This is a genomic window from Agreia bicolorata (genome assembly GCF_000938265.1).
Classification (GTDB): Bacteria; Actinomycetota; Actinomycetes; order Actinomycetales; family Microbacteriaceae; genus Agreia; species Agreia bicolorata.
Map to the genome: position 1 here is coordinate 488,615 of NZ_JYFC01000002.1, position 21,336 is coordinate 509,950.

General features: G+C 65.4%; 21 protein-coding genes. 8 read left to right on the forward strand and 13 right to left on the reverse strand.

Features of this window, described 5'->3' with window-relative positions; genetic code table 11:
• Positions 1-3: 3 nt before the first annotated feature.
• The 6 genes from TZ00_RS05770 to TZ00_RS05795 form a co-directional block, all read right to left on the reverse strand.
• Complete coding sequence (locus TZ00_RS05770; RefSeq protein ID WP_044439916.1) at positions 4-1,437, reverse strand: alanine--tRNA ligase-related protein; 1,434 nt, start codon at positions 1,435-1,437, stop codon at positions 4-6.
• 72 nt (positions 1,438-1,509) lie between these two features.
• Positions 1,510-2,181 carry a GntR family transcriptional regulator gene (locus tag TZ00_RS05775; RefSeq protein ID WP_044439917.1) on the reverse strand — a complete coding sequence of 224 codons (672 nt, stop codon included), beginning with the start codon at positions 2,179-2,181 and terminating at the stop codon, positions 1,510-1,512.
• The gene (locus tag TZ00_RS05780; protein ID WP_044439919.1) at positions 2,162-3,091 is read right to left on the reverse strand and encodes a DMT family transporter; all 930 of its coding nucleotides are present in this window, start codon (positions 3,089-3,091) and stop codon (positions 2,162-2,164) included. Before TZ00_RS05780 ends, TZ00_RS05775 begins: the two co-directional genes overlap by 20 nt.
• A gap of 128 nt (positions 3,092-3,219) precedes the next feature.
• A complete protein-coding gene (locus TZ00_RS05785) occupies positions 3,220-3,567 on the reverse strand; it encodes a hypothetical protein (RefSeq protein WP_044439921.1) in 348 nt (115 codons plus the stop codon).
• A gap of 2 nt (positions 3,568-3,569) precedes the next feature.
• Entirely contained in the window at positions 3,570-4,160 is a 591-nt protein-coding gene (locus tag TZ00_RS05790) for a YdcF family protein (RefSeq protein ID WP_202965827.1), read from the reverse strand.
• Positions 4,161-4,358: a hypothetical protein gene (locus TZ00_RS05795; RefSeq protein ID WP_044439923.1), complete on the reverse strand. Its 198-nt coding sequence runs from the start codon at positions 4,356-4,358 to the stop codon at positions 4,161-4,163.
• A 45-nt stretch (positions 4,359-4,403) separates the two neighbouring features.
• On the opposite strand from TZ00_RS05795, the gene TZ00_RS05800 reads away from it, so the two are divergent.
• Positions 4,404-4,856: a GNAT family N-acetyltransferase gene (locus TZ00_RS05800; protein WP_044439924.1), complete on the forward strand. Its 453-nt coding sequence runs from the start codon at positions 4,404-4,406 to the stop codon at positions 4,854-4,856.
• Between the two features lie 30 nt (positions 4,857-4,886).
• Here the strand turns inward: TZ00_RS05800 and TZ00_RS05805 are convergent, their stop codons facing one another.
• The gene (locus tag TZ00_RS05805; protein ID WP_044439925.1) at positions 4,887-5,099 is read right to left on the reverse strand and encodes a hypothetical protein; all 213 of its coding nucleotides are present in this window, start codon (positions 5,097-5,099) and stop codon (positions 4,887-4,889) included.
• 172 nt (positions 5,100-5,271) lie between these two features.
• Here TZ00_RS05805 and TZ00_RS05810 point away from each other — a divergent pair, with 172 nt between their 5' ends.
• The 5 genes from TZ00_RS05810 (at position 5,272) to TZ00_RS05830 (ending at position 13,028) form a co-directional block, all read left to right on the forward strand.
• Positions 5,272-6,495, forward strand: a complete 1,224-nt coding sequence (locus TZ00_RS05810) for an ROK family transcriptional regulator (protein WP_044439926.1) — start codon at positions 5,272-5,274, stop codon at positions 6,493-6,495.
• A gap of 186 nt (positions 6,496-6,681) precedes the next feature.
• A complete protein-coding gene (locus TZ00_RS05815) occupies positions 6,682-8,040 on the forward strand; it encodes an extracellular solute-binding protein (protein ID WP_044439927.1) in 1,359 nt (452 codons plus the stop codon).
• 3 nt (positions 8,041-8,043) lie between these two features.
• Positions 8,044-9,018, forward strand: a complete 975-nt coding sequence (locus tag TZ00_RS05820) for a carbohydrate ABC transporter permease (protein WP_044439929.1) — start codon at positions 8,044-8,046, stop codon at positions 9,016-9,018.
• Positions 9,019-9,021: 3 nt separating this feature from the next.
• Complete coding sequence (locus TZ00_RS05825) at positions 9,022-9,912, forward strand: carbohydrate ABC transporter permease (protein WP_044439930.1); 891 nt, start codon at positions 9,022-9,024, stop codon at positions 9,910-9,912.
• A gap of 59 nt (positions 9,913-9,971) precedes the next feature.
• Positions 9,972-13,028, forward strand: a complete 3,057-nt coding sequence (locus TZ00_RS05830; protein WP_044439931.1) for an alpha-mannosidase — start codon at positions 9,972-9,974, stop codon at positions 13,026-13,028.
• A gap of 39 nt (positions 13,029-13,067) precedes the next feature.
• On the opposite strand, the gene TZ00_RS05835 is transcribed toward TZ00_RS05830, so the two are convergent.
• Positions 13,068-13,985, reverse strand: a complete 918-nt coding sequence (locus TZ00_RS05835; RefSeq protein WP_044439933.1) for a DUF6578 domain-containing protein — start codon at positions 13,983-13,985, stop codon at positions 13,068-13,070.
• A gap of 71 nt (positions 13,986-14,056) precedes the next feature.
• On the opposite strand from TZ00_RS05835, the gene TZ00_RS05840 reads away from it, so the two are divergent.
• Positions 14,057-14,569 carry a hypothetical protein gene (locus tag TZ00_RS05840; RefSeq protein ID WP_044439935.1) on the forward strand — a complete coding sequence of 171 codons (513 nt, stop codon included), beginning with the start codon at positions 14,057-14,059 and terminating at the stop codon, positions 14,567-14,569.
• 3 nt (positions 14,570-14,572) lie between these two features.
• Here the strand turns inward: TZ00_RS05840 and TZ00_RS05845 are convergent, their stop codons facing one another.
• Entirely contained in the window at positions 14,573-15,490 is a 918-nt protein-coding gene (locus tag TZ00_RS05845; protein WP_044439936.1) for an SMP-30/gluconolactonase/LRE family protein, read from the reverse strand.
• Positions 15,487-16,464, reverse strand: a complete 978-nt coding sequence (locus TZ00_RS05850) for a Gfo/Idh/MocA family protein (RefSeq protein ID WP_044440397.1) — start codon at positions 16,462-16,464, stop codon at positions 15,487-15,489. The genes TZ00_RS05845 and TZ00_RS05850 overlap by 4 nt, the downstream gene beginning before the upstream one ends.
• Before the next feature lie 66 nt (positions 16,465-16,530).
• On the opposite strand from TZ00_RS05850, the gene TZ00_RS05855 reads away from it, so the two are divergent.
• Positions 16,531-17,334 (forward strand): alpha/beta fold hydrolase, encoded by an 804-nt coding sequence (locus TZ00_RS05855; RefSeq protein WP_052521328.1) that lies wholly within the window; start codon positions 16,531-16,533, stop codon positions 17,332-17,334.
• 40 nt (positions 17,335-17,374) lie between these two features.
• Here the strand turns inward: TZ00_RS05855 and TZ00_RS05860 are convergent, their stop codons facing one another.
• Genes TZ00_RS05860 through TZ00_RS05870 form a run of 3 tightly spaced genes read right to left on the reverse strand, consistent with a single transcriptional unit; the run spans position 17,375 to position 21,314 of the window.
• The gene (locus TZ00_RS05860) at positions 17,375-18,163 is read right to left on the reverse strand and encodes a ferritin family protein (RefSeq protein WP_044439938.1); all 789 of its coding nucleotides are present in this window, start codon (positions 18,161-18,163) and stop codon (positions 17,375-17,377) included.
• 14 nt (positions 18,164-18,177) lie between these two features.
• A complete protein-coding gene (locus TZ00_RS05865; RefSeq protein ID WP_238579593.1) occupies positions 18,178-20,499 on the reverse strand; it encodes an SDR family oxidoreductase in 2,322 nt (773 codons plus the stop codon).
• Positions 20,496-21,314, reverse strand: a complete 819-nt coding sequence (locus TZ00_RS05870) for a hypothetical protein (RefSeq protein ID WP_044439940.1) — start codon at positions 21,312-21,314, stop codon at positions 20,496-20,498. The genes TZ00_RS05865 and TZ00_RS05870 overlap by 4 nt, the downstream gene beginning before the upstream one ends.
• Positions 21,315-21,336: the final 22 nt, after the last annotated feature.

A 21,336-nucleotide genomic window follows, 5' to 3' on the forward strand; every position in this document is an offset into this window, starting at 1 on the left:
GCGTCAGGCGGGCGCGCCGCCGCCCGGGAGGCCGGCCGCGCCGAGTCGCGTGGCGCCGCGCGAACGGGCGCGCTGCTCCTCGAGCGCCGCGGCGAAGCCCGACTCCCAGTCCCCGGCCACCTCGATGCCGAGGCGCCGCGCTTCCTCCACCGAGAGCTCCTTGGGAAAGCCGTGCGTGTCAGAGAGGCGGAACACGTCGAGGCCGGTCAGCGTCGACCCCTGGTACTCGGCGAGGGCGCGGAGCCCGCTCGCAAGCGTGCGCCGAAAAGCCGTCTCTTCCTTCACGAGCACGGCGATGACCTCGTCGCGTGAGGCGGCCACCTCGGGGTAGTCCGACGCGTACAGATCGGCGATGACGGGAACGACCGTCGAGAAGAAGTTCTCGGAGAGCCCCAGTGAGAGGGCGAACCGGATGGCGCGGCGCAGCAGGCGGCGCATCACATAACCCTGCTCCTTGTTCGATGGACGCACACCGTCGACCGCGAGGAAAGTCGCACCGCGGAGGTGGTCCGCGATGATCCGCATCGCCGCCGTCTCGTCTTCGTACCGGCGTCCCGTCAACTCCTGCAGTGACTCGATGATGGGCCACAGCAGCGAGATGCGGAACACGTCGTCGGAGCCGATCGACGCGGCGGCGATGCGCTCCAGGCCGCCGCCGAAGTCGACGTTGCGCTTGGTGAGTTCTTCGAACGAGCCGTCCTCGCGCCGCCGGTACTGCATAAAGACCTGGTTACCGATCTCCATGAACTGCCCACCGTCGCTGGCCGGATGCGCCAGGCCGTACGACGCATCCTGATGCTCTGCGCCGAAGTCGTAGAACACCTCGCTGTCGGGCCCGCAGGGGTCGCCGATCGGCGTGCCATCGAGCGATCCGCCGCGCGACCACCAGTTCTCGCCGCCGTCGTAGAAGAAGATGCGCTCGCCGGGCCGCACACCTCGGGTGTCGCCATCCGCCTGCGAGCCGATCTCGGCGATGCCGTTCGAGACGCCGCGTTCGGCGAAGACCGAGGCCCAGATGGATGCCGCCTCATCGTCGCGGGGGATTCCGTTGGCCGGATCGCCAATGAAGCAGGTGACGTAGATCTTCGAGGAGTCCAGGCCGACCACGTCGACCAGGAAGCTGTAGAACTGCCGGATCTGCGTCTCTTTGAAGTAGTCGCCGAGCGACCAGTTGCCGAGCATCTCGAAGAACGTCGTGTGGCGGTTGTCGCCGACGTCGTCGATGTCCTGGGCGCGCACGCACGGCTGGCTGTCAGTGAGACGCACGCCGGCTGGATGCTCCTGCCCCAGCAGGTAGGGCAGTAGCGATTGCATGCCGCTTCCGTTGAACAGGGTGGACGTGTCGCCCCTCGGCACCAGGGGCGCCCGATCGATGACGGTGTGCCCCTTCGCCTGGAGGAACGTCAGATACGAGTTGCGGATATCGTGGGCGTCCATCCTGCAAGCGTTCCATACGAGGCGCCTGACCGCGTATCCGATTCCCGAGAGCCGCCACGGCTTGGATGTCGACTAGTTCGTGTTCTTTGCACGCGCTGCGCGGATGAGCGCGGTCGAGTGCGCCAGATGCTCTCGCACTGCCGCGCCACCTTCCCGCCCGAGCGCGTCCACATAGGATCGATGCTCCGCGGTCAGGCCACCGGACGGGTAATCGGGGCGAACCTGGGCGAGCAGCAGAAGGATCTCTGCCTCGAGGTGCGCGTGTGCCTCGGCGATGCGGGGGCTGTCAGCAGCCGCGACGATCGCCCGGTGCACACCGGCGTGCGCGCGCGTTGTCGCGGACCAGTCGGCGGAGCCCTCCGCGGACGCGAGCGCGTCGATCGCGGCGTCTATGGGTGCCCGCACCTCGATCGGCCAGCCTGACGGATGCGTGTCGCCTAGCAAGCGCACAGCCTCGGTCTCGAGAGCCGCGCGCAGCTGCTGAAGGGCGATCAGCGCTGCGTCGTCGAGTGTGGCGACGCGGGCGCCGCGATACGGAACAACCTCGACGAGGCGCTCGGCGCCGAGCATCGCCAGCGCGGCACGCACGGTGTGCCGCGAGAGATCGTGGGCCTGTGCCAACTCCTCTTCACGCAGCGCGGTTCCGGGTGCCGGGTCTCCCTCGAGGATGCGTTCGCGAAGACTCTCGGCCAGCGCCGCCGCCGCCGTGGGCCCGGGCGTGCTGTCACGCCGCCTGGGCGACATCGGCTGTCTCCTTTCGGGGTGAGATGCTGAGCAGTGTGAGCCCGGCCGCGATGACCGCTAGTCCCGCGATCGATATGGGGGAGAGCTGCTCGTGCAGCACGATCAGCCCGAGCAGGGTGGCGGTGAGCGGCTCGGCCAGAGTGAGCGTGGCCACCGTTGTCGGGTTGAGGCGTTTCAGGCCCCAGCCGAACAGCAGATACGCGACCGCCGTCGTTACGACGCCGAGCCAGAGCGCAAGCGCGATTCCTTTCGGGGTGACCAGCCATGCCGTGGAGGTGAGCAGCAGCACTGGCAAGCTCAGAACGGCGGCGGTGCCGAAGATCGACCCCATCGCGCCGGTGGTGCTCCACCCTCGGTCGAGCAGAACCTTGCTCGCTATCGCGTACACCGCGTACGAGACTCCGGCGCCGAGCGACGCGGCCAGACCGAGCGCGTTCACGGAGCCCGTCGCGCCGGATCCGACCAGCCCGGAGACCAGTACTACGCCGACCAGTGCGACCGTGGTCGCGAGCCCCCACCGGGCGCCGGGGATCCGGCGTCGGATGATCGCGTCGAGCACACCCGTGACGATCGGTGCCGACCCGAGGGCGATCACCGTGCCGACCGCGACGCCGTTCACGCGGGTTCCCGCGAAAAAGGCGGGCTGGTAGGCGAGCACGCCGATCGCGCCGACGGCGATCACGATAACGGCCGGGATGCGCGCGGCCGGGCGATCAACGGCGGGGGCAGATGCGCGAGCGGGGGATCGTCGCAGTGCGATCAGGGCGGCGATTCCGAGGATCGCGCCGCCGATGAGCACCCGTGCAGCACCGATCGAGAGCGGCGTCGCGTCGGTGTGGGCGAGTGACTGCGCCGTGCCGGTCGTCGAGAAGCACAGCGCGGCCAGGAGGACGGCGAGCATGGGTGGCATGGGAACATTGTTACACAATGTGCCACGCTGTAGGGCCCGAGTAGGGCGTTAACGCATGACCACTGTCTCTCGCCGCTGCAGTCGCCGCAGACCCTCGGATGGCGCGCACCGCCGCAATCGGCGTCAGATCAGAGCGGGCGCAGCTGATCTTCGGTGACAGGAAACGGCAGCGAGTAGTAGACCTGCGTCGCGGTCATGTCGCCCCAATCGTCTTTCTTGACGCGGATCGCGGCGGGAGACACCTCGGCGATTCGAACCCGCAGCCAGGATCCGTCGTCGAGCCGAAACTCGTGCGGGTCGGCGAGGTAGGCCAGTCCGAGCTCGTCGAGCGTCTCTTCGGCCACCATCCAGTCCACCGGGTCTGTCCGTCGGCGTCCCAAGAGATCAATTGCGACGAAGCCGTCGCCGACCGGCTTCATCCACCCCACCAGCTCACGATCGTCTGATCGACGATGTTCGATCCAGTCAGCCTCCATGGCTAGAGGGTAGCTCTCAAACGCTGCTTGCCTCGGGTGGCGCGCACCGCAGCAATCGGCTTCACGAAGGCGATCTCGCCGAGTCGGTAGTCTTTCGCCGCGACCAGGCGCTCAGCGACATCGGGTCGTTGCTTCCAAAGGTATGCGCGTGCCTTCTCCGCGTGCATGCTGTTCGACGCGATCTTCACGGTGTCGAACCCCGCAAGAATGTCGACGACGTTCGCGATGTTCTCCCAGGTGGTTCGACTGAGCCGGTCCAGAACGTAAGCACCGTCGTATCCACAGTGGGTGCGGGCGTACTCGAGCAGAAGATCGGCTTCGGGCACCTCGCTCCCGACGCCGCCTCCGCAGAATACGAGCACTGTCTCAGTCGAGCGGGAGTCGATCGACCGCAGCGCCACGCCTACGCGATACCGGTTGAGGTAGTTGGCTCGTGTGCCTCTATTGCGGCATCCGAGCACCACGATCGCCTGTCTGCCCGGCCCAGATGCGAGATTGCCGAGCCGGCGCCTGCTCGCGCGCCAATGCATCCATTCGGCCCAGGCCAGGATGTTCGCGATTGCGACGACCGGAACGGCGGCGAGGGCCCTCATTCAGGCGTCGACCCTGTAGCCCAGTGCCAGGTCTGCGCCATTGACGCCTCGGATGCCCCAGTTCATTTTCGGCGTCTCGGTGCGTTTCTCTGCCGGGTACGCGAGGGCCGCCATGACCGCCCCATGGACCGCGTCGGAGATCGCGGCGCGACGTGTCTCGATGCAGTGCCGCCGTGCGTAGATAGTCACCTGTGCCATGCGTCACAGCCTATGGCGACCATCTCGGCTTCGTAGACTGGATGCGTGCCCGTCGTCTCTCTCGAATCTCCCCGTCGCGACGACGTGCTGTCGCTTCTTCAGCAGGCCGATGACTTCGCCCTGGCGCTGTACCCTGCCGAGAACTACCACCGACTCGACATCGACGACCTCGAGAGAGCTGACGTGGGCTTCTATGTGGCGAGAGAAGACGGCGAGGCGCTCGGCACTGTCGCGATCGTCGACCGGGGCGATGGATCGGCCGAGCTGAAGCGTATGTTCGTCACGGCATCGGCGCGCGGCCTCGGTGTGGGCCGGGCGCTGATCAACACGGTCGAAGAGCACGCGCGAAACCAGGGCGTCACTGTGATCCGACTCGAGACGGGGGTGCCCCAGACCGCGGCGATCGCCCTCTATGAGAAGTCGGGGTATCGTCCCATTCCTGCCTTCGGGCCGTACATCGGCGACCCCACGAGCTATTGCATGGAGAAGTCCCTCTAGAGGTGCGCGTCGAACGCACCCCGAGGTCGATCAGGATTCGGGGCAGTGCAACTGCGTGCGCTCTCCCGAGCGGTCGATGGTGTGCAGCGCCATCGATCTGCCGCACAGCGGGCAATGCGGATCTGTTGGCGGCACGTACGGTTCTTCCTTGCGGCCGATACCCACCTGGGCCGGACCGGTAAACGTGTAGACGATGCGATTGAGGTTGTTGATGAATCCGGTCTTGCCGTCGAACGGATTCATGGGATTGGGCGTGCGAGCCTGCCTGGTCAACGTCATTCCTCAGGTGATGAGTGCTGCAATGATTAGTGCACTAAGTATATCGCGATCTCGCCGTGTCCGCAGAGTGCGGGGTGCTCGGAGGTTGATCTTGACGGGGCGTCATAATGAGACGACTGGCCACGAGGGAGCGGGAATGCACAGAGGCACGAATCTCCCTGCGGTGGGCGGCTACAACCAGGCGCTCATACTCGACGTGATCCGACGGTCGGGCGAAGGCGCGAGCCGCGTGGAGCTCGCCGAAAAGACCGGCCTATCAGCCCAGACGCTGTCGAATGTCTCGCGCCGGCTGCTCGACGAAGGGCTTATTCGAGAGAGCGGCAAAATGGTGACCGGTCCTGGCAAGCCGCGCACCATTCTCCGACTCGAGCCAGAGGCGCGATTCGCCGTTGGTGTGCATCTCGATCCCACCGTCATCACCTATGTGGTGCTTGACCTCGAGGGCCATGTCGTCGCCCACTCGCGCACAAGAACACCGGTGGGAACGAAGCCGGAGGAGACGATTCGCCGTCTCACGGTATCTGTCAATGCCATCATCGAAACGTCGGGCATCGACGCGACGCGCATTCTCGGAATAGGCATCGCGGCTCCCGGTCCGTTGGATGCAGAGGGCGGTCAGGTGTTCAATCCGCCCCTTATGACCGAGTGGCACAACGTGCCGCTGGGGGCATCTCTTGCAGCATCCACGGGTCTGCCCGTCTTCGTCGAAAAAGACGTGACGGCCGCGGTTGCGGCCGAGCAGTGGATGGGCGCGCTCGGCGATCTGAAGAACTCGTTGTTCTTCTACTACGGCACCGGTGTGGGCGCGGGACTTGTGGTCGACGGGGCCGTCGTCCGCGGAGCCAGCAGCAACTCGGGTGATATCGGCCACCTCATCGTCGATCCAGACGGCCCGCTCTGCCGCTGCGGCAAGAGGGGATGCCTGGGAGACTCCGTGGCCCCGGTCTCCCTCGTGCTCGAAGCCATCGAGGCCGGACTCGTCAGCGCCCCGACCGGCGAACTCGATTCGGTGACCGTCGACAACGACTTCACCAGGCTGCTCTCCCTCGCCGATGAGGGCAACGGCCACGCGGTCGTGATCGTGGAGCGCGCAGCTCGCCGGATAGCCCGAGGGGTGCTCGCCATCGTCAGCATCCTCGATGTCGATCGAGTCGTGTTCGGCGGCCCTTTCTGGGACCGGGCATCCCGCGCCTATCTCGGGGTCGTGCCCGGTGCGGTCGCCGATGATCCCGCACTCATGATGACCCACCCGATCCGATTCGAGCAGTCCAAACTGGGTGCCGATGTTGCGGCGATCGGAGCTGGGTGCCTTGTGCTCGACCGAGTTCTGTCACCCAAGCCGACGGATCTGCTCATCTAGCCGTGAGTTTCGGATCTGGCTTGACAGAGTTAGTCCAATCGATTTATAAATAGATCACCAGTCAGACGCAGCCTTCGCCAGGAGTGCGTAAGCGCGTCTGAATCAGTCACGTTCGGTTGGCGTGCGCACCCGAATGGGTGCGTGAATCACCGCGCGTTGTCGCGGTTGAAAGCAAAGGAGCTTCATATGAAACGACGTCTCGCGGCTGGCCTAGCGGTCGCACTGAGTGCGGCACTCGCACTCTCCGCATGTTCGGCAAGTTCTGACAGCAGCGCGGAGCCCAAGACGATCAAGGTCGCCTATCAGACGACGGCCACCTTCAATCAGATGCAGAATCTGATGGCGGCGGCTAAGTCGCAGTATGAGAAGGCGCATCCGGGCGTCACGATCGAACTCGTGCCGATCCAGGGTGAGAGCGCCGACTATTACACCAAGCTTGCGCTGATGAACCAGTCCGCCGCCACTGCCCCCGATGTCCAGTACGAAGACACGTTCAAGATCCAGTCGGATGCGGCCGCAGGCTATCTGCTTCCCCTCGACGACAAACTCGCCGGCTGGGCCGACTACTCGCAGTTCGCCGCGGGAGCCAAGAGCGCGGGTCTCGGCGCTGACGGAAAGACCTACGGAGTCTCGCTCGGCACCGACACCCGGGCGCTCTGGTACAACAAGGACCTCTTCGCCAAAGCCGGAATCACTGTTCCGTGGGAGCCGAAGACGTGGGCCGATGTTCTGAAGGCCGCGTCGACCATCAAGGCCAAGCTGCCCGACGTGATTCCTTTCAACGTCTATTCCGGCAAGGCTGCCGGTGAGGCCGCATCGCTGCAGGGCTTCCAAATGCTGCTCTACGGAACCAAAGACACCCTCTACGACACCTCGAGCAAGAAGTGGGTCACGGGGAGCCAGGGTTTCAAGGACTCTCTGAAGTTCGTGCAGGATGTGTACCAGGGCGGCCTGGGGCCGACCCCGCAGCAGGCGCTCGACCCGAACATCTTCACCAACGTCACCGCCGAGTGGCTCCCGAAGAGCCAGCTGGCCATCGCGCTCGACGGCTCATGGCAGTCGGCCGCCTGGATTCCCACGGGAACAAACCCCTGGCCCGAGTGGTCGACTGTTCTCTCCCAAGCTCCGATGCCGACTCAGCTCGGTGATGCTCCTGGCGTGAACAGCATGTCGGGTGGCTGGACGCTGGCCGTCGGAGCGAAGACGAAGGCACCCAACCTGGCCTTCGACTTTCTGACCACCGCTCTCAACCAGGAGAACTCGAAGTCCTACGACATCGGCAACAGCCAGATCGCCGTGCGCAACGACGTGGCTACCGATCCCGAGTACACGGCGGCCAACCCCTCGTTCGGCTTCTTCTCCAGCCTCGTCGCCAACACGCATTTCCGCGCCGCGACCGAGGACTATGCACAGATCTCCAACGCGATCACGGTCGCCATGGAGGCGGTCATGACCGGGCAACAGAGCGTTGACGATGCCGCTGCGGCATATGACCAGGCTGTTGTGGGCATCGTCGGGCAAGACGGCACGCAGTCAGCAAACTGAGCAATGTCCACAGCCTCGTCAACATCTGACGTCACGGTCGCGGGCGGTCTGGTGCACCCGAGCACCAGGCCGCCCGGGGCCGGGCGGCCGCGGGCGAAAGCCGCTACCCGGCGCCGGAACGCAGTTGTGCGCACCATTCCTCTGCTGCCCGCAACCGTGCTGCTCGCCGTCTTCCTGCTGGGCCCGATCCTCTCGTCGTTCTACGGCTCGTTCACCGACTCATCGCTGTCGGGAAGCGCTGCCGCCGGCAGCAAATTCATCGGTTTTGACAACTACTCGGCACTCTTCGCCGACCCCGATTTTCCGACCGCCGTCATCCTGACTCTGCTTTTCGTCATCGGATCTGCTGTCATAGGTCAGAACGTGCTCGGCCTCGGCCTCGCCTTGCTGATGCGGTCGAGTGGTCGGCTGGTTCGATCTGTCGTGGGCACATTCGTCGTCGCCGCCTGGGTTCTTCCCGAGATCGTCGCCGCTTTCGCGTCGTACGCGTTCTACCGCGACACCGGAACCGCGAACTCGTTTCTGGCCCTGTTCGGCATCGCCGGGCCGAGCTGGCTCTACGTCTTTCCGATGCTGGTGGTGATTCTGGCGAATACCTGGCGAGGCACCGCATTCTCGATGCTGGTGTACTCCGCTGCGCTCGCGGATGTGCCGGATGAGATTCAGGAGGCGGCGGAGATGGATGGGGCGAACGGCTGGAAGCGGCTGCGGCTCGTCACTCTGCCCATGATCCGGCAGAGCATCGCGACCAACGCGATGATCACGACACTGCAGACGCTCTCTGTCTTCACTTTGATCTTCGTGATGACGGGCGGTGGCCCGGGCGTGCAGAGCACCACACTTCCTCTTCTCGCCTACCAAGAGGCGTTCAAGTTCGGCCAACTGGGCTTCGGAACCGCCATCGCGACCATCATGCTGCTCGTGGGCGCGATCTTCTCGATCTTCTACATTCGCGCTCTACGCACCGATCTGGAATAGACCATGACAACCACTCTCGGCCCTGCCGTGCGGGCAGGTGCACTCTCCACACCCGGCCGATCCATGTCATCGCCGACGAGGCGATGGATGAAGGCACTCTCGAGCATCACGCTCGCGATCATCGGGATCTGCTTCGCGGTTCCCCTGCTCTGGCTTGTGCTCGCCTCGGTCGATGCGCAGCCCAGTCTCTCCGTCAAGATCCCCGAGGTCTTCACGCTCGACAACTTCGGCCAGGTGCTGACGCCGAGTCTGACCTTCGTTCCGCTGATGAACAGCGTGATCCTTTCGGGCGGATGCGCGGTGCTCACGGTCGTTCTCGCGATCTTGGCGGCCTACCCGCTCTCCCGATACCGGATGCGGATCACCAAACCGTTCCTGTATGGGGTGCTGTTCGGAACGTGTCTGCCGATCACCGCGATGATGGTGCCGGTCTACAGCCTGTTCGTGCAGCTGAACCTGATCGATTCTCTTCCCGGCACGATCTTCTTTATGGCGGCGACATCGCTTCCCATGGCGATCTGGATGATGAAGAACTTCATGGACTCGGTTCCGGTCAGTCTCGAAGAGGCCGCCTGGGTCGATGGCGCGTCGTCGATGAAGACGTTGGCGAGGATCGTGGTTCCTCTGATGCGTCCCGGCATCGCGGTGGTGTTCATCTTCGTTTTCATCCAGGCCTGGGGCAACTTCTTCGTTCCGTTCGTGCTGCTTCTGAGCCCTGACAAGCAGCCGGCGGCGGTGAGTATCTTCAACTTCTTCGGAGCGAATGGGGCTGTCGCCTACGGGCAGCTCGCGGCCTATTCGATCGTCTACTCGCTCCCCGTTCTCGCACTCTACGTGCTGATCTCACGGGGCCTCGGCGGATCGTCCGCTCTGGCCGGCGCAGTCAAGGGCTGACGCCCGCTCGTACCCCGCACACTTCATCTCTGGCCCGCCAGAACCCTGAGAGGTTTCTTATGCACGACAGCCGACTGCTCACCGAAGCGAGACTCGATCGTTTCATCACCGAACGCCTCAAGCCGGCCCTGTATCGCGACACTGTCGCCTTGACAGCCGAAGTCTGGTCTGCGCCCGGCGAGCCTGTCACCTTCGCCGAAGCTACGGCTCAGCAGTACTCGCCGTTCAGCAACGGTACCGCGTGGGGGAGACCATGGTCGACGTCGTGGTTCCGGGTGCGCGGAGTGGTTCCCCAGGCTTGGCGTGAACTGGCCGAGGGCGCGGATGCTGCCGTGCGCATCGAGCTGGTCTTCGACCTCGGCTTCGATGGCGGTCAGTCCGGCTTCCAATCGGAAGGGCTCGTCTGGGGCCTCGACGGGGTGCCCATCAAGGCGATCTCGCCGTTCAATGCCGCTGTCGTCGTTCCCATGGATGCCGACGGCCGGGTCGACGTGTTCGTCGAGGCGGCCGCGAACCCCGATGTCGGAAGCGACTGGTCGTTCACCCCGACGACCATCGGCGACCCGGCGACCGCCGGTGATCAGCCCACGTATGTGATGCGGCAGATGGACATCGCGCTCTTTGACGTGAACGTCTACGAGCTCGTCAGCGATATGGAGGTTCTGCGTGGCCTGATGCGCGAGCTCGCGCCGACGTCGCCGCGCCGGGCTCAGATTCTGGCCGCGCTGGAGCGTGCACTCGACGTGCTCGACCCACACGCCGTCTCCGCGACGGCGGCCGCGGGCCGAGCCGAACTGGCGGAGGTGCTGGCGCGTCCGGCATCGGCCAGCGCGCATGTGCTGCACGCCGTAGGCCATGCTCACATCGACTCGGCCTGGCTCTGGCCGGTGCGGGAGACCATCCGCAAGTGCGCCCGCACGTTCTCGAACGTGATCGTGCTGATGGATGCCAATCCGGACTTCACCTTCGCGTGTTCATCGGCCCAGCAGCTGTCGTGGATGAAGGAGTACTACCCCGCGCTGTTCGAGAAGATCCGTGAGAAGGTGCGCGGCGGGCAGTTCATTCCGGTGGGAGGCATGTGGGTCGAGTCCGACACCAATCTGCCCGGGTCCGAGGCCTTGGCACGGCAGTTCATCGCCGGCAAGCGATTCTTCATCGAGGAGTTCGGCGTCGACAACGAAGAGGTCTGGTTGCCGGATTCCTTCGGCTATTCCGGTGCTCTGCCGCAGATCGTCGCCGCCGCGGGCAGCAAATGGTTCCTCACGCAGAAGATCTCGTGGAACGAGACGAATGTGATGCCTCATCACACGTTCCAGTGGGAGGGCATCGATGGCACCCGTGTCTTCACCCACTTTCCGCCCGTCGACAAGTACAACTCCGATCTGTGTGCCCCAGACATCCACCATGCCGAGCGCAACTTCCGTGACCACGGCCGAGCCACGATGTCCCTTCTGCCCTACGGCTACGGCGATGGCGGAGGTGGACCGACGCGCGAGATGGTGAGCATCGTGGAGCGCACGACCTCGCTCGAGGGGTCGCCGCGGGTGGTGCACAGTTCGCCTCGGGCGTTCTTCACCGCAGCGCAGCAGGAGTACCCCGACGCTGACGTCTGGTCGGGTGAGATGTACCTCGAGCTGCACCGCGGCACGTACACGAGCCAGCTCGCCACGAAGCAGGGCAATCGTCGCAGCGAGCACCTTCTGCGCGAGGCAGAGCTGTGGGCGGCCACCGCCGCGGTGCAGGGTGCGCACGCGTATCCCTACGATCGGCTCGAAAAACTGTGGCACCTCGTTCTCCTCCAGCAGTTCCACGACATCCTGCCCGGCAGCTCGATCGCCTGGGTGCATCAGGATGCCGAGAGGAATTACGCTTACATCGCCGGAGAGCTCGAGGAGCTGATCGCAACGAGTCTTCGGCAGTTGGCCGGAGACGGTGAACGAACGCTCGTCTTCAACGCGGCACCGCACGAGCGGAACGGGGTTCTGGCGCTGTCCGCTTCGGGGAACTCGGAGAGGCCAGAGGCCGACGGCTCGGCCGCGAGCCGTGACGAAACCGGCTTCATTCTGCAGAACGATGCGCTCTTCGTGCGCATCGACGAGCGAGGCCTGGTCGTCGAACTCATCGACCTGGCTTCGGGCCGCGATGCGATTCCGCCGGGCGAGGTTGGCAATCTGTTCCAGCTGCACCGGGACACCCCTACCCAGTGGGACGCGTGGGACATCGATCGGCACTATCGGCACGTCTATACCGACCTGACGGCAGTCGACTCGATAGCGCTGGGCGATGACGGGTGCTCCGTCGTCGTCGAGCGAAGCTTCGGTCAATCGCATCTCGTGCAGACGATCTCGTTGTCCTCTGGTTCGGGCCAGCTCGACCTCACTATCGAACTGGACTGGCATGAGACGCAGAAGCTGTTGAAGCTGGCGTTCCCCCTCGACGTGCATGCCGATCGCTTCTCGTCGGAGATCCAGTTCGGCCATATCGAGCGGGCCACCCATACCAATACCTCATGGGATGTCGCGCGGTACGAGACCAGCGCGCACCGCTGGATCCACGCGGGCGAGCCGGAATTCGGCGTCGCCATCGTCAATGACTCGACCTACGGCTATGACGTGACTAGGCAGGAGAGATCGGGCGGCGGGGCGTTCACGCTGGCGCGGCTTTCGGTCGTGCGGGCGGCCGTGTTCCCCGACCCGAACCAGGACCAGGGTCGCCACACCCTTCGAGTCGGCGTCGTGGTCGGCGCTGACATTCAGGATGCTGTCGAGGCCGGGTACCGGATCAACCTCGACGAACGCCATGTCTCCGGGGCAGCGGTGAACGCGGTCGACGCGCTCTTCTCCATCGACAACTCTGGCATCGTGATCGAGACGGTCAAGCTGGCCGAAGACCGCAGCGGGGACGTTGTTGTTCGGCTTTACGAATCGCTTGGGCGGCGCAGCACGGCCACGCTCGACGCTGCGTTCGGCTTCGATGAGGTAGTGGCGACCGATCTGCTCGAGCGGGCGACCGCATCCGGTGCAGGACCGGCGCTGTCGGTCAGCGGGGCATCGGTATCGCTTTCACTGCGGCCGTTCCAGCTGGTGACCCTGCGCTTCGCGGTCGGCCGGAGCTGAACCACGCAGCTGGGAAAGTGATTCGGCTTCGTGGCGTGGTCATGCGGTCCACGCCTCGTAGCCGTGATCGCCCGCCCTCAGGCGGGTAGCGATGTGGCCCGACATCCACGCGATGCCGCCCGCCTGGATGGGTTGGTTGATTGCGGCAGTCCACGTTCGGCCGTCGGCGGATTCGACGATGGTCGCGAACACGGTGGATTCAGCTCCCCGGTGAACCTTCTCGTGAACCCGGCCCGCCGCCGCGGCGGCGATCAACTCGCGAAGCTCGGATGCATGCTCGACGTCGGCAGGAAAAGCGAACTTGCCCTCGCCCAACGACACCGTGATGCCGTCAGCATCGACCGATGTGGGCCTCGTCCATGCGACGCCCGCGGTGCCCGAACGATGAGGCATGATCGCAACGGTGAAGCCTTCACTGTAACGCTCGATTCTTGCAACGGACGAGTATGCGGCTATGGCATCGTCGGCGATCGAGCCGAGCACAACACCCACCGCGTCGGCGCGCCGTTGCCGTGCGCGCTCCTGATCGGCGGCGGCACGCTCGGCGGCCGCGACACGTCGGTCTTCGCTCGCGACGTAGGACGGAAGGGCAGTCGCGTCGTCGAGGTCGATAAGAAGATGAAGATCACCGAATCCACCGGTGTCACGTGCTTCGACGCCGTCGAGCTCAGACGATGACACGATCGAGTCTCCTCTTTCGAAGACAGGATGCGGGCCCGGTCTGCGGCGCTGTTCGTAGCTCACCCCGGTGATCCTCGCGACTGTACCCGTCACATCCCATTGCGGTACGTCGGCGGGCGTTTGGCCGTGGTGCTCCTCGAGAAACCGGGCCGGGGCATCCGGCGCTTTCTGAGAGGGGTCGAGCGCGACGATCGAGACGGTCGCCGGCGTGCCCCGAGTGAACGCCTTGCCGCAGCAGTGTTGCTCCCACCCTGAAACCACAACCTCGATGCGCATGCGTCCAGCCTAAAGAGGTCGCGCGATGAGTTTGCTGCTGGGCTGCTCACGAATCGTCGTAGTCTGCTGGCATGGACGAGACCCCCTCTGAGCAAGTGCGTCGCTTGGTGAGGCGCACTATCGAGGCGCTTGAAGCGCAGAGCGTGCACGACGAGGCCCTCGGCGTGATGCGTGAGCCGCGAGGTTTCTCGGTGTTCAGGACCGCACCGATGATCGTTCCAGCCGGTCGAGCGTGGAGGCTCGGCGTGCTGCTGGTCGACCGTGCGGGCGGGGTCTACGAGACCGGCGATGTGACGCGAGCGATCGAGCCGCTGCGCGCGGTCACCAATCGTTCGGCCGAGGCCGAGGCACGACGCGATGACCGCCGGGCCGCCGCACGCGGAAAGTTTCCCGAGGGCGAGGTCGTGAACCACCGCTTCGCCCCGCTCGCCCTCGATGACGAGAGTCTGGCCGGCGGATCGGGCCCGCTGGAAGTGAACGACGGAATCGTCATGGTTCATTGGGATCGCACGAGCCCGGGGCGAGGAGTGTCGACCCTTGACCGCTACCTCGCCGACCGGGTGAGCGTGCTGACCCTCGACTGAGGCTCAGCGGCGGATGGCGCCAGCGTCTCGATCCAGGCCAGGCAGAGGCGCTTTCACCCACGGGGTGGACGGGATGCCGCGCGCATCGGGGCGCGCGCCGAACAGCCCGCCCGCGTCGGGCCAGCGCATCCGTTCGGCCCCGTCGAGATCGCGCGACGCGCTCGTGATGACGAGCTGATCGAGCGCCGGCCCGGCGAAGGCGACACTCGACGAGTGCGGGGCCGGGATGCGCACGCCGAGTTCCGCGAGTTCGTCGCCTCGGTCGTCGAAGACGCGGACGCCGTGGCCGCCCCAGATGGCGACCCAGAGCCTCCCCGAGGCATCGACCGTGAGTCCGTCGGGGTAGACGCCCTCGTCGAACACGATGAACGGCTCGCGCGCGCCGATAGTTTCGGCGCCGTAACTGCGGCGGAAGATGGTGCGAATCGCGGTGTCGGTGGAGTAGAACACGGCGCCATTCGGAGACCAGCCCAGGCCGTTGCTCAGACCGAGATCGTCGTCGAGCACGGTGAGCTCGCCCGTCGTCTCGAGCCGCAGCAGCACGTTGTCGTTCGCGTCTCCGGAGAGTGAGAGCGACCCCACGACGAGGCGACCCTGAGGGTCGATGGAGCCGTCGTTCAAACGTTGGTGGGCGGGAAGCAGCTCGGAGCCGCGTTCGACCAAGCCGTCGGCGCCGACGATCGCCAGGCTGTGGGTCAGGGCCACCAGTATCCGATCGCCGTCGAGCGGGATGGCGCAGCCCACGTATTCGCCCAGTTCGGTGCGGCGGGTCACGGCGACGCGCCCGCACTCATCGAGTTCGCCCCGCAGCACCAGGCCGGCCTCGATGTCGACCCAGACAAGCGTTTCGGTCGCTGCGTGCCAGATCGGGCCTTCGCTCAGAACGTAGTTCGGGGTGCCGGCGGGCCGGGCGTCGATCATCGATCGCGGTCGAATCCAGCGGCGGCGTAGATCGCGTCGATGGCCTGCATCTGCGCCACCGAGTCCTCGCCCTCGGTCAGGAGCTTCTCGCCGCTGGCCAGGCCGTCGACGATGGCGGCGAGCTGGTGGTCGTAGGTTTCGAGGCCGGCGATCGTCCAGTTGCGGGTGATGCCGTCGCGCGTCTCGCTGACGAAGTGGCCCTTCGACGGAAAGACCATATTGTCGACGTGCAGCGTGGCGAGCGTGCCGACCACGTCGAGCGACGAGTTCAGTTCCGCGCCATCGACCATGCTGCAGGTCATGCGGGCGGTCGCGCCCGATGCGAAACGCAGCGAAGCGTCCACGCTGAGATCGGCGCCGAGCGAATTGACCGTCGCCGTCGCATCCAGAACCTCGGGCTCGTCGGCCATCAGCGCTCGGAGCCAATGCACGGGGTAGCAGCCGAGATCCATCAGTGACCCGCCGCCGACGGCCGGGTTGTGCCGGATCGACGCCGGATCGAAAGGAATGGATGCGGTGAAGTCGGCGTGTGCCGACACGATCTCGCCGAGGCGCCCGGATGCGACCAGACGGTCGATCTCGGCGCTCAGCGGGTGGTACCGATCGTGAAAGGCCTCGATCAGGCGCAGGCCCGTGTCGCTGGCGGCCGCGGTCATCAGACGAGCCTCGTCGGCCGACATCGCGAACGGCTTCTCGCAGAGAACGTTCTTGCCGGCCTCGAGCGCGGCGATCGACCAGCGCGCGTGCTCAGAAGGCGGAAGGGCGTTGTAGACGAGGTCGATGTCGGGGTCGGCGAGCAGCTGCTCATAGCCTCCGTGGGAGCGCGGGATCGAATGCGTCGTCGCGTAGGCGCTCGCCGACGATGCGCTTCTGGATGCGACGGCCACGATCTCGACGTCGTCGCGGCGGCGGGCCGGGGTGATGATGGCGTTGGGGGCGATCCCGGCTGCGCCGAGGATTCCGATTCTGAGCATGCGTCCAGCGTGCCATGCGGGCGCGACGACCGCAGCCTCCGGCAGCCGTGAGCCTAGGATGGGGCCGTGAGTCGCATCCGAGATCTGCTCGACGAACTGCACGAGCCCCTGCTGAACGTCTCCATCCGCAGCGAGCCCCCTACTGGGGCGGACGCGCCCACGGTGGTGCTCATCCACGGCATCGCGTCGAGCTCGAGCACCTTCGACTTCGTCGTGCCCCTCATTTCGCAGACCCATCGTGTCGTCGCCATCGACCTTCTGGGTTTCGGAGAATCGCCCTCACCCGACGACGCCGAGTACACGCTCGAGGAGCACGTCGCCGCGATCGCCCGCACGATCCGTCATCTGCATCTCGGTCACTTCGTGCTGGTCGGACACTCGCTGGGTTGTCTCATCGGCTCCCGCTATGCGGCGATGCATGGGCGCCACCTCGACAAGCTCGTTCTGGTGAGCCCTCCGGTCTATCCGGCACCAGCGGAGATCAGTGATCCTCTGACGCGGGCCCAGGTATCGGGCTACCTCGGCATATACCGGTTCCTGAGGAAGAACAAGGAATTCACCATCGCGCACGCGGCACGTGTGGCGAAATTGCTGCCGATCGAGCATGTTATGGAGATCACCGAGACGAATTGGACAGCGTTCGTGAAGACGTTGAAGAACTGCATCGAGACTCAGACGATCATCGCCGACCTCGCCGCCGTGGACGCGCCGGTCGAGATCGTCTACGGTCGCTTCGACGAATTCATCGTGCCGGGGAGCCTCGCGATCCTCTCGAGGATGCGCAACGTCACGACGCACCGGGTCGAGGCGAGCGACCATGTCATTCGAAGGCCGATGGCCCGGGTCGTCGCCACGGCGATCGACTCCTGAGCCACGAGGACCTTCGACAGGCTCAGGGAACGGTGAGCTGCTAGACGCCCAGCGCGTTAAGAGAGTCGTCGACGATCGTGAGGCCCTCGAGGCCGGGAAGCCCGCTGATGGCGGTGTCGATCTTGCGAGCGGCCTTGCGACCGTCTTCGCCGCCCATGAGGTGGCCCATCACGTGCTTGACCTCGTTCTTCTCCATGATGCTGGAGCCGACCGGAGCCCAGAAGTTGCTCAAGGCGAAGCGGGCGAACTTCTGCGCCTTCGTGCTCTTTGCCAGACGATCGCGTGCCTGCGAGGTGTAGAACGCCACGTGGCGCGCCTCCTGCTTGGCGATGCGCTTGAGCAGCTCGGCGAGCACGGGATCTTCTTCGAGCGCGGCCATGCGGTTGTACGCGGTGATCGCCGACCACTCGTTGGCGGCGCCCCAGGCCATGTGCACAGCCACGAAGTCGGCACCCACGACCTTGCCGATCACGGACTGCTTGATGGGGTCGAGTTTGTCGCGCCAGCCGAGCTTGAGGCGTTTGGCCTTGAGCTCGTCGAAGTCGACGACGATGCCGTGGATGCCCAGAACGGTGGCGAGTGCCTCGCCGTGCCAGAACTCCTCGCGGTTCCACATGGTCATAAAAGCGCCCATCTCGGCCTCTTTGTGAGAGGGCGTGGTGAGCAGATCGCGGGTGTAGCAGACGGTGTGATATTCCACATCGGCCATATAACGCAGGGTGCGCAAAGAACCCTCGGGCAGAGGGTGCTCGCGGAATCGCTCGAGATCGAGATCGTCCCAGTTCACGCTGACCGAGGTGGCCGTGTATTTGTCTACGTCGAATGCCATGGTGTGGGGAGAGTTTACTCTCCGGTTCCCTTCGCGAATTGCGGCAGAGCGGATGCCCCGCGTGTGCCGCGTTTCCAGTTGTGGATGCTCCATCTTCTTCGGAGCGCCTCGCGAGAGAGATTGGTGTCCGGGTTGATCGCCGTTGGATTGCCGACGAGCTGTAGCCACACGAGGTCGGAGTGGCTGTCGCCGTAGCCGTACGATTTCGACAGATCCATGCCGTGCGTCTCGGCGTAGCGTCGCAGCCAGGCCGCGCGCGCCTCATCGACCAGGGGCGGCTGGGCGAGGTAGCCGGTCAGAATACCGTCGCGCTCATGCATCGATCCGGCGACCACATCGTCGAAAAGCGCCGCGAGCGGCGAGGCCAGGATGCCGATGGATCCGGTGACAAGCACGGTGCGGTGCCCCGCGGCCCGGTGCTCCTGGATGCGCGCGATCGCCGAGGGCATCGTGTGCCGCAGCAGCGTCTCGCGGTATCCGCCAGACACGACCTTCTCGAGCCGCTTGGCGGGCATACCGCTGTAGCGCCGAAGGAACGCGCGAATGAATTCACCGCGGTCGCGGTGCTCGGCTTTGAGATAGCCGGGAAGCGATGTAAGAAGGCTCGCGACCTCGCCCGGCCACGCAGCCTTTCGGAAGCCGGCCGAGCGCACCCAGAGGTACTGCTCGACGATGTTGGAGTCGACGACGGTGCCCTCGAAGTCGAAGACGGCGAGAACGTCGCTGCGCTTCGGGAACGCCTTCGCCACCCGTTCCGACGCGGCCGGGCGCAGCGCGAATGCCCGAGTCAGCGCCGTGATCGAGGGGAAGTGCACCTTCTGCAGGTAGTCCTCCCAGTCGATGGCGGTCACATCGAAGCCGATGTCGTCACGCAACTCGGCGGGCAGCGCGTTGTGCAGCGCACGTGTGTTGCGGTCGTCGAAGATGATCTCGGTCTGCACGTAGGCGCGATAGAGCTCCACGAAGGTGCGCAGATTCTCGAGGTCATCTTTGCGCTTCAGAGCCTTCTTCACGTGCACGCGGGTGCGTTCGGTCGAGGGCAGTCGTTCGAGGGCCCTCTCGAGCCGGGCGTTCCAGATCTCCTGGTTGTGCAGTACCCGGTCGACCTTGCGGGTTCCGGGGAAGGTCCAGTACGGAACCTCGATGTGCCCGTCGCTCTCGTGCGGCAGCGGGGTGGCCGTGAAGAACTCATTCATGTTCGTGAACATGCGGTGGATCGGCAGCGGGTTCCGGGCACCGGAGCTCACGTGGTAATACGCGGAGTCGACCTCGGCGTCGGCCGCAGCCGGGTTAGCGGCGACGGCGAGGATGACGTTGACCACGTAGTCGACGGGAATCACGTCGAGCACGGTGTCGGGCAGGGCCGGGAACTGCGTGAGGTTGCCGCGGGCGTAGGCAAGAACCAGGGGATCGGCAACCTTGAACCCGTCGATCCAACCGGGATACGGGTGGCGCAGCGCGCTCTCGATGATGGCTGGACGCACGACCGACAGTCGGTGGCCGGCGTCGCGCCAGAGCTCTTCTGCGGCCCGCTCGGCGAACGATTTGGTGAGCGTGTAGACGTCGGTCCAGCCGAGGCTCTGGGCCCGGCTGCGCCCGTAGTCGACGAGTCGCTCGCGCACCCACTCGACGCGTCCGGTCTCTGCGGCGGTCGCCACCGCCTGCGGGCCTTCCTTGCCATGCACGGCGCGGGCATCGTTCATAAACGTGCGCAGCGTCTCGGGTTGGCGCGATGCCATCTCGACGCGCACCCGGGCATCCCGGGCGGCAGTGAGCTCTGCGCGCCAGTCGACCTCGTGCTTCAGCCGCCCCTCGGGCACGATGCCCTTGCGCAGCCCGCCGACGTAAGCGGTCGAGACGTGCACGACGTGAGGGTCGCCGCCGGATTCGGCCAGAGCGGTGTAGAGGGCGATCGCGCCGCCGAGGTTGGTCTCGAAGGCCTGATCGATGGGCGGGTCGAACGACACGGTGGATGCGCTGTGGATCACGACGTCGAGATCGGCCGGCAGCGGGGGAACGTTGGCGAGGTCGCCCTCGATCACCCGCAGTCGCTCACGCACGGCGCGTTCGACCTCTTCTTCACCGACGCGCTCGCGCCACGGTCCGAAGACGGGCTTGCGCAGCAGGGTTCGCAGGCGGTCGTCGGCGGTGGTGCTGCCCTTGGTGCGGATGAGCAGCGAGATCGTGGTCGCCGGATGCGACGAGAGCAGCCGCTCGACGATCGCCTGACCCACGAAGCCGGTGCCGCCGGTGATGAAGACGTGGGCGTCGCCGAGATCGGAGGACGCGGTCCACGACAGCGCCTCGCTGACGGTGGTGGCCACCGCGTCACTCACGATCGCAGCTTTCGGGCGACGGCGTCGCCAATCTGCGGGGTCAGGCCGGGAAGTTCTGCCACTCTGTTTCCGATCGTGGTTGCGCGCTGGAGTCCGTCGGTGCCGCCGAAGACGGTCTGTTCGAAAAAGGTTCTGTCGGTGTCGGAGCGGTCGACCGCTCCGATCGGCCAGGCCGCGTGGGCGAGTTGATTCGTCGCCTGTTTCACGGTCTTGGGAGATTCGGCGAGGCGGCGGCGGGCTTCCTCAGCGAAGAACGATTCGTGCCGGCTCTTGATGCTGCGGATCGTGTCGAGTGTCGCACCGAGCGTCGGGTGGTCGGCCAGAGCATCCAGCCGTTCGTAGGCCGTGGCCATGACCCACTCGTCGATCAAGCCCGCCGTCATATGAACACCGGTGAGCGGCACACCCTGGCCCATGGCCAGGATGGCGCGTCGGATCGGCCCTCGGCGCTCGGCCGACTCGGAGCGGTCGGCCCTCGGCGCGCCCTCATGGCCAACTTGCGCGCCGGTGCTGCCGTTGGCGACGAGGATCTGGTCGATCGCGTCGGCGATCCAGAATTTCTCGAACGCCCAGGTGACGAGAAAGGCGGTGACTCGGGCATCTTTGTGGGTGGCGGTCACGAGAAGGTTGCGCAGCTGCTCCATCGTGGCGCTCTCGAGACGGCCGAGATAGCGAAGCAGATGCACCGCATCGGCCGAGAGCTGCGCGCCCTCGTAGCCCTCGAGTTGAAGCTCGGGTCTGAGGTTGCCGCGGGCCGTGCTGGCAAACTGTCGCACGTCGAACCGCGCTCGTGAGGTTGCATTTGTGGATGTCATGAAAGCCCTGCCGACCGGTCGA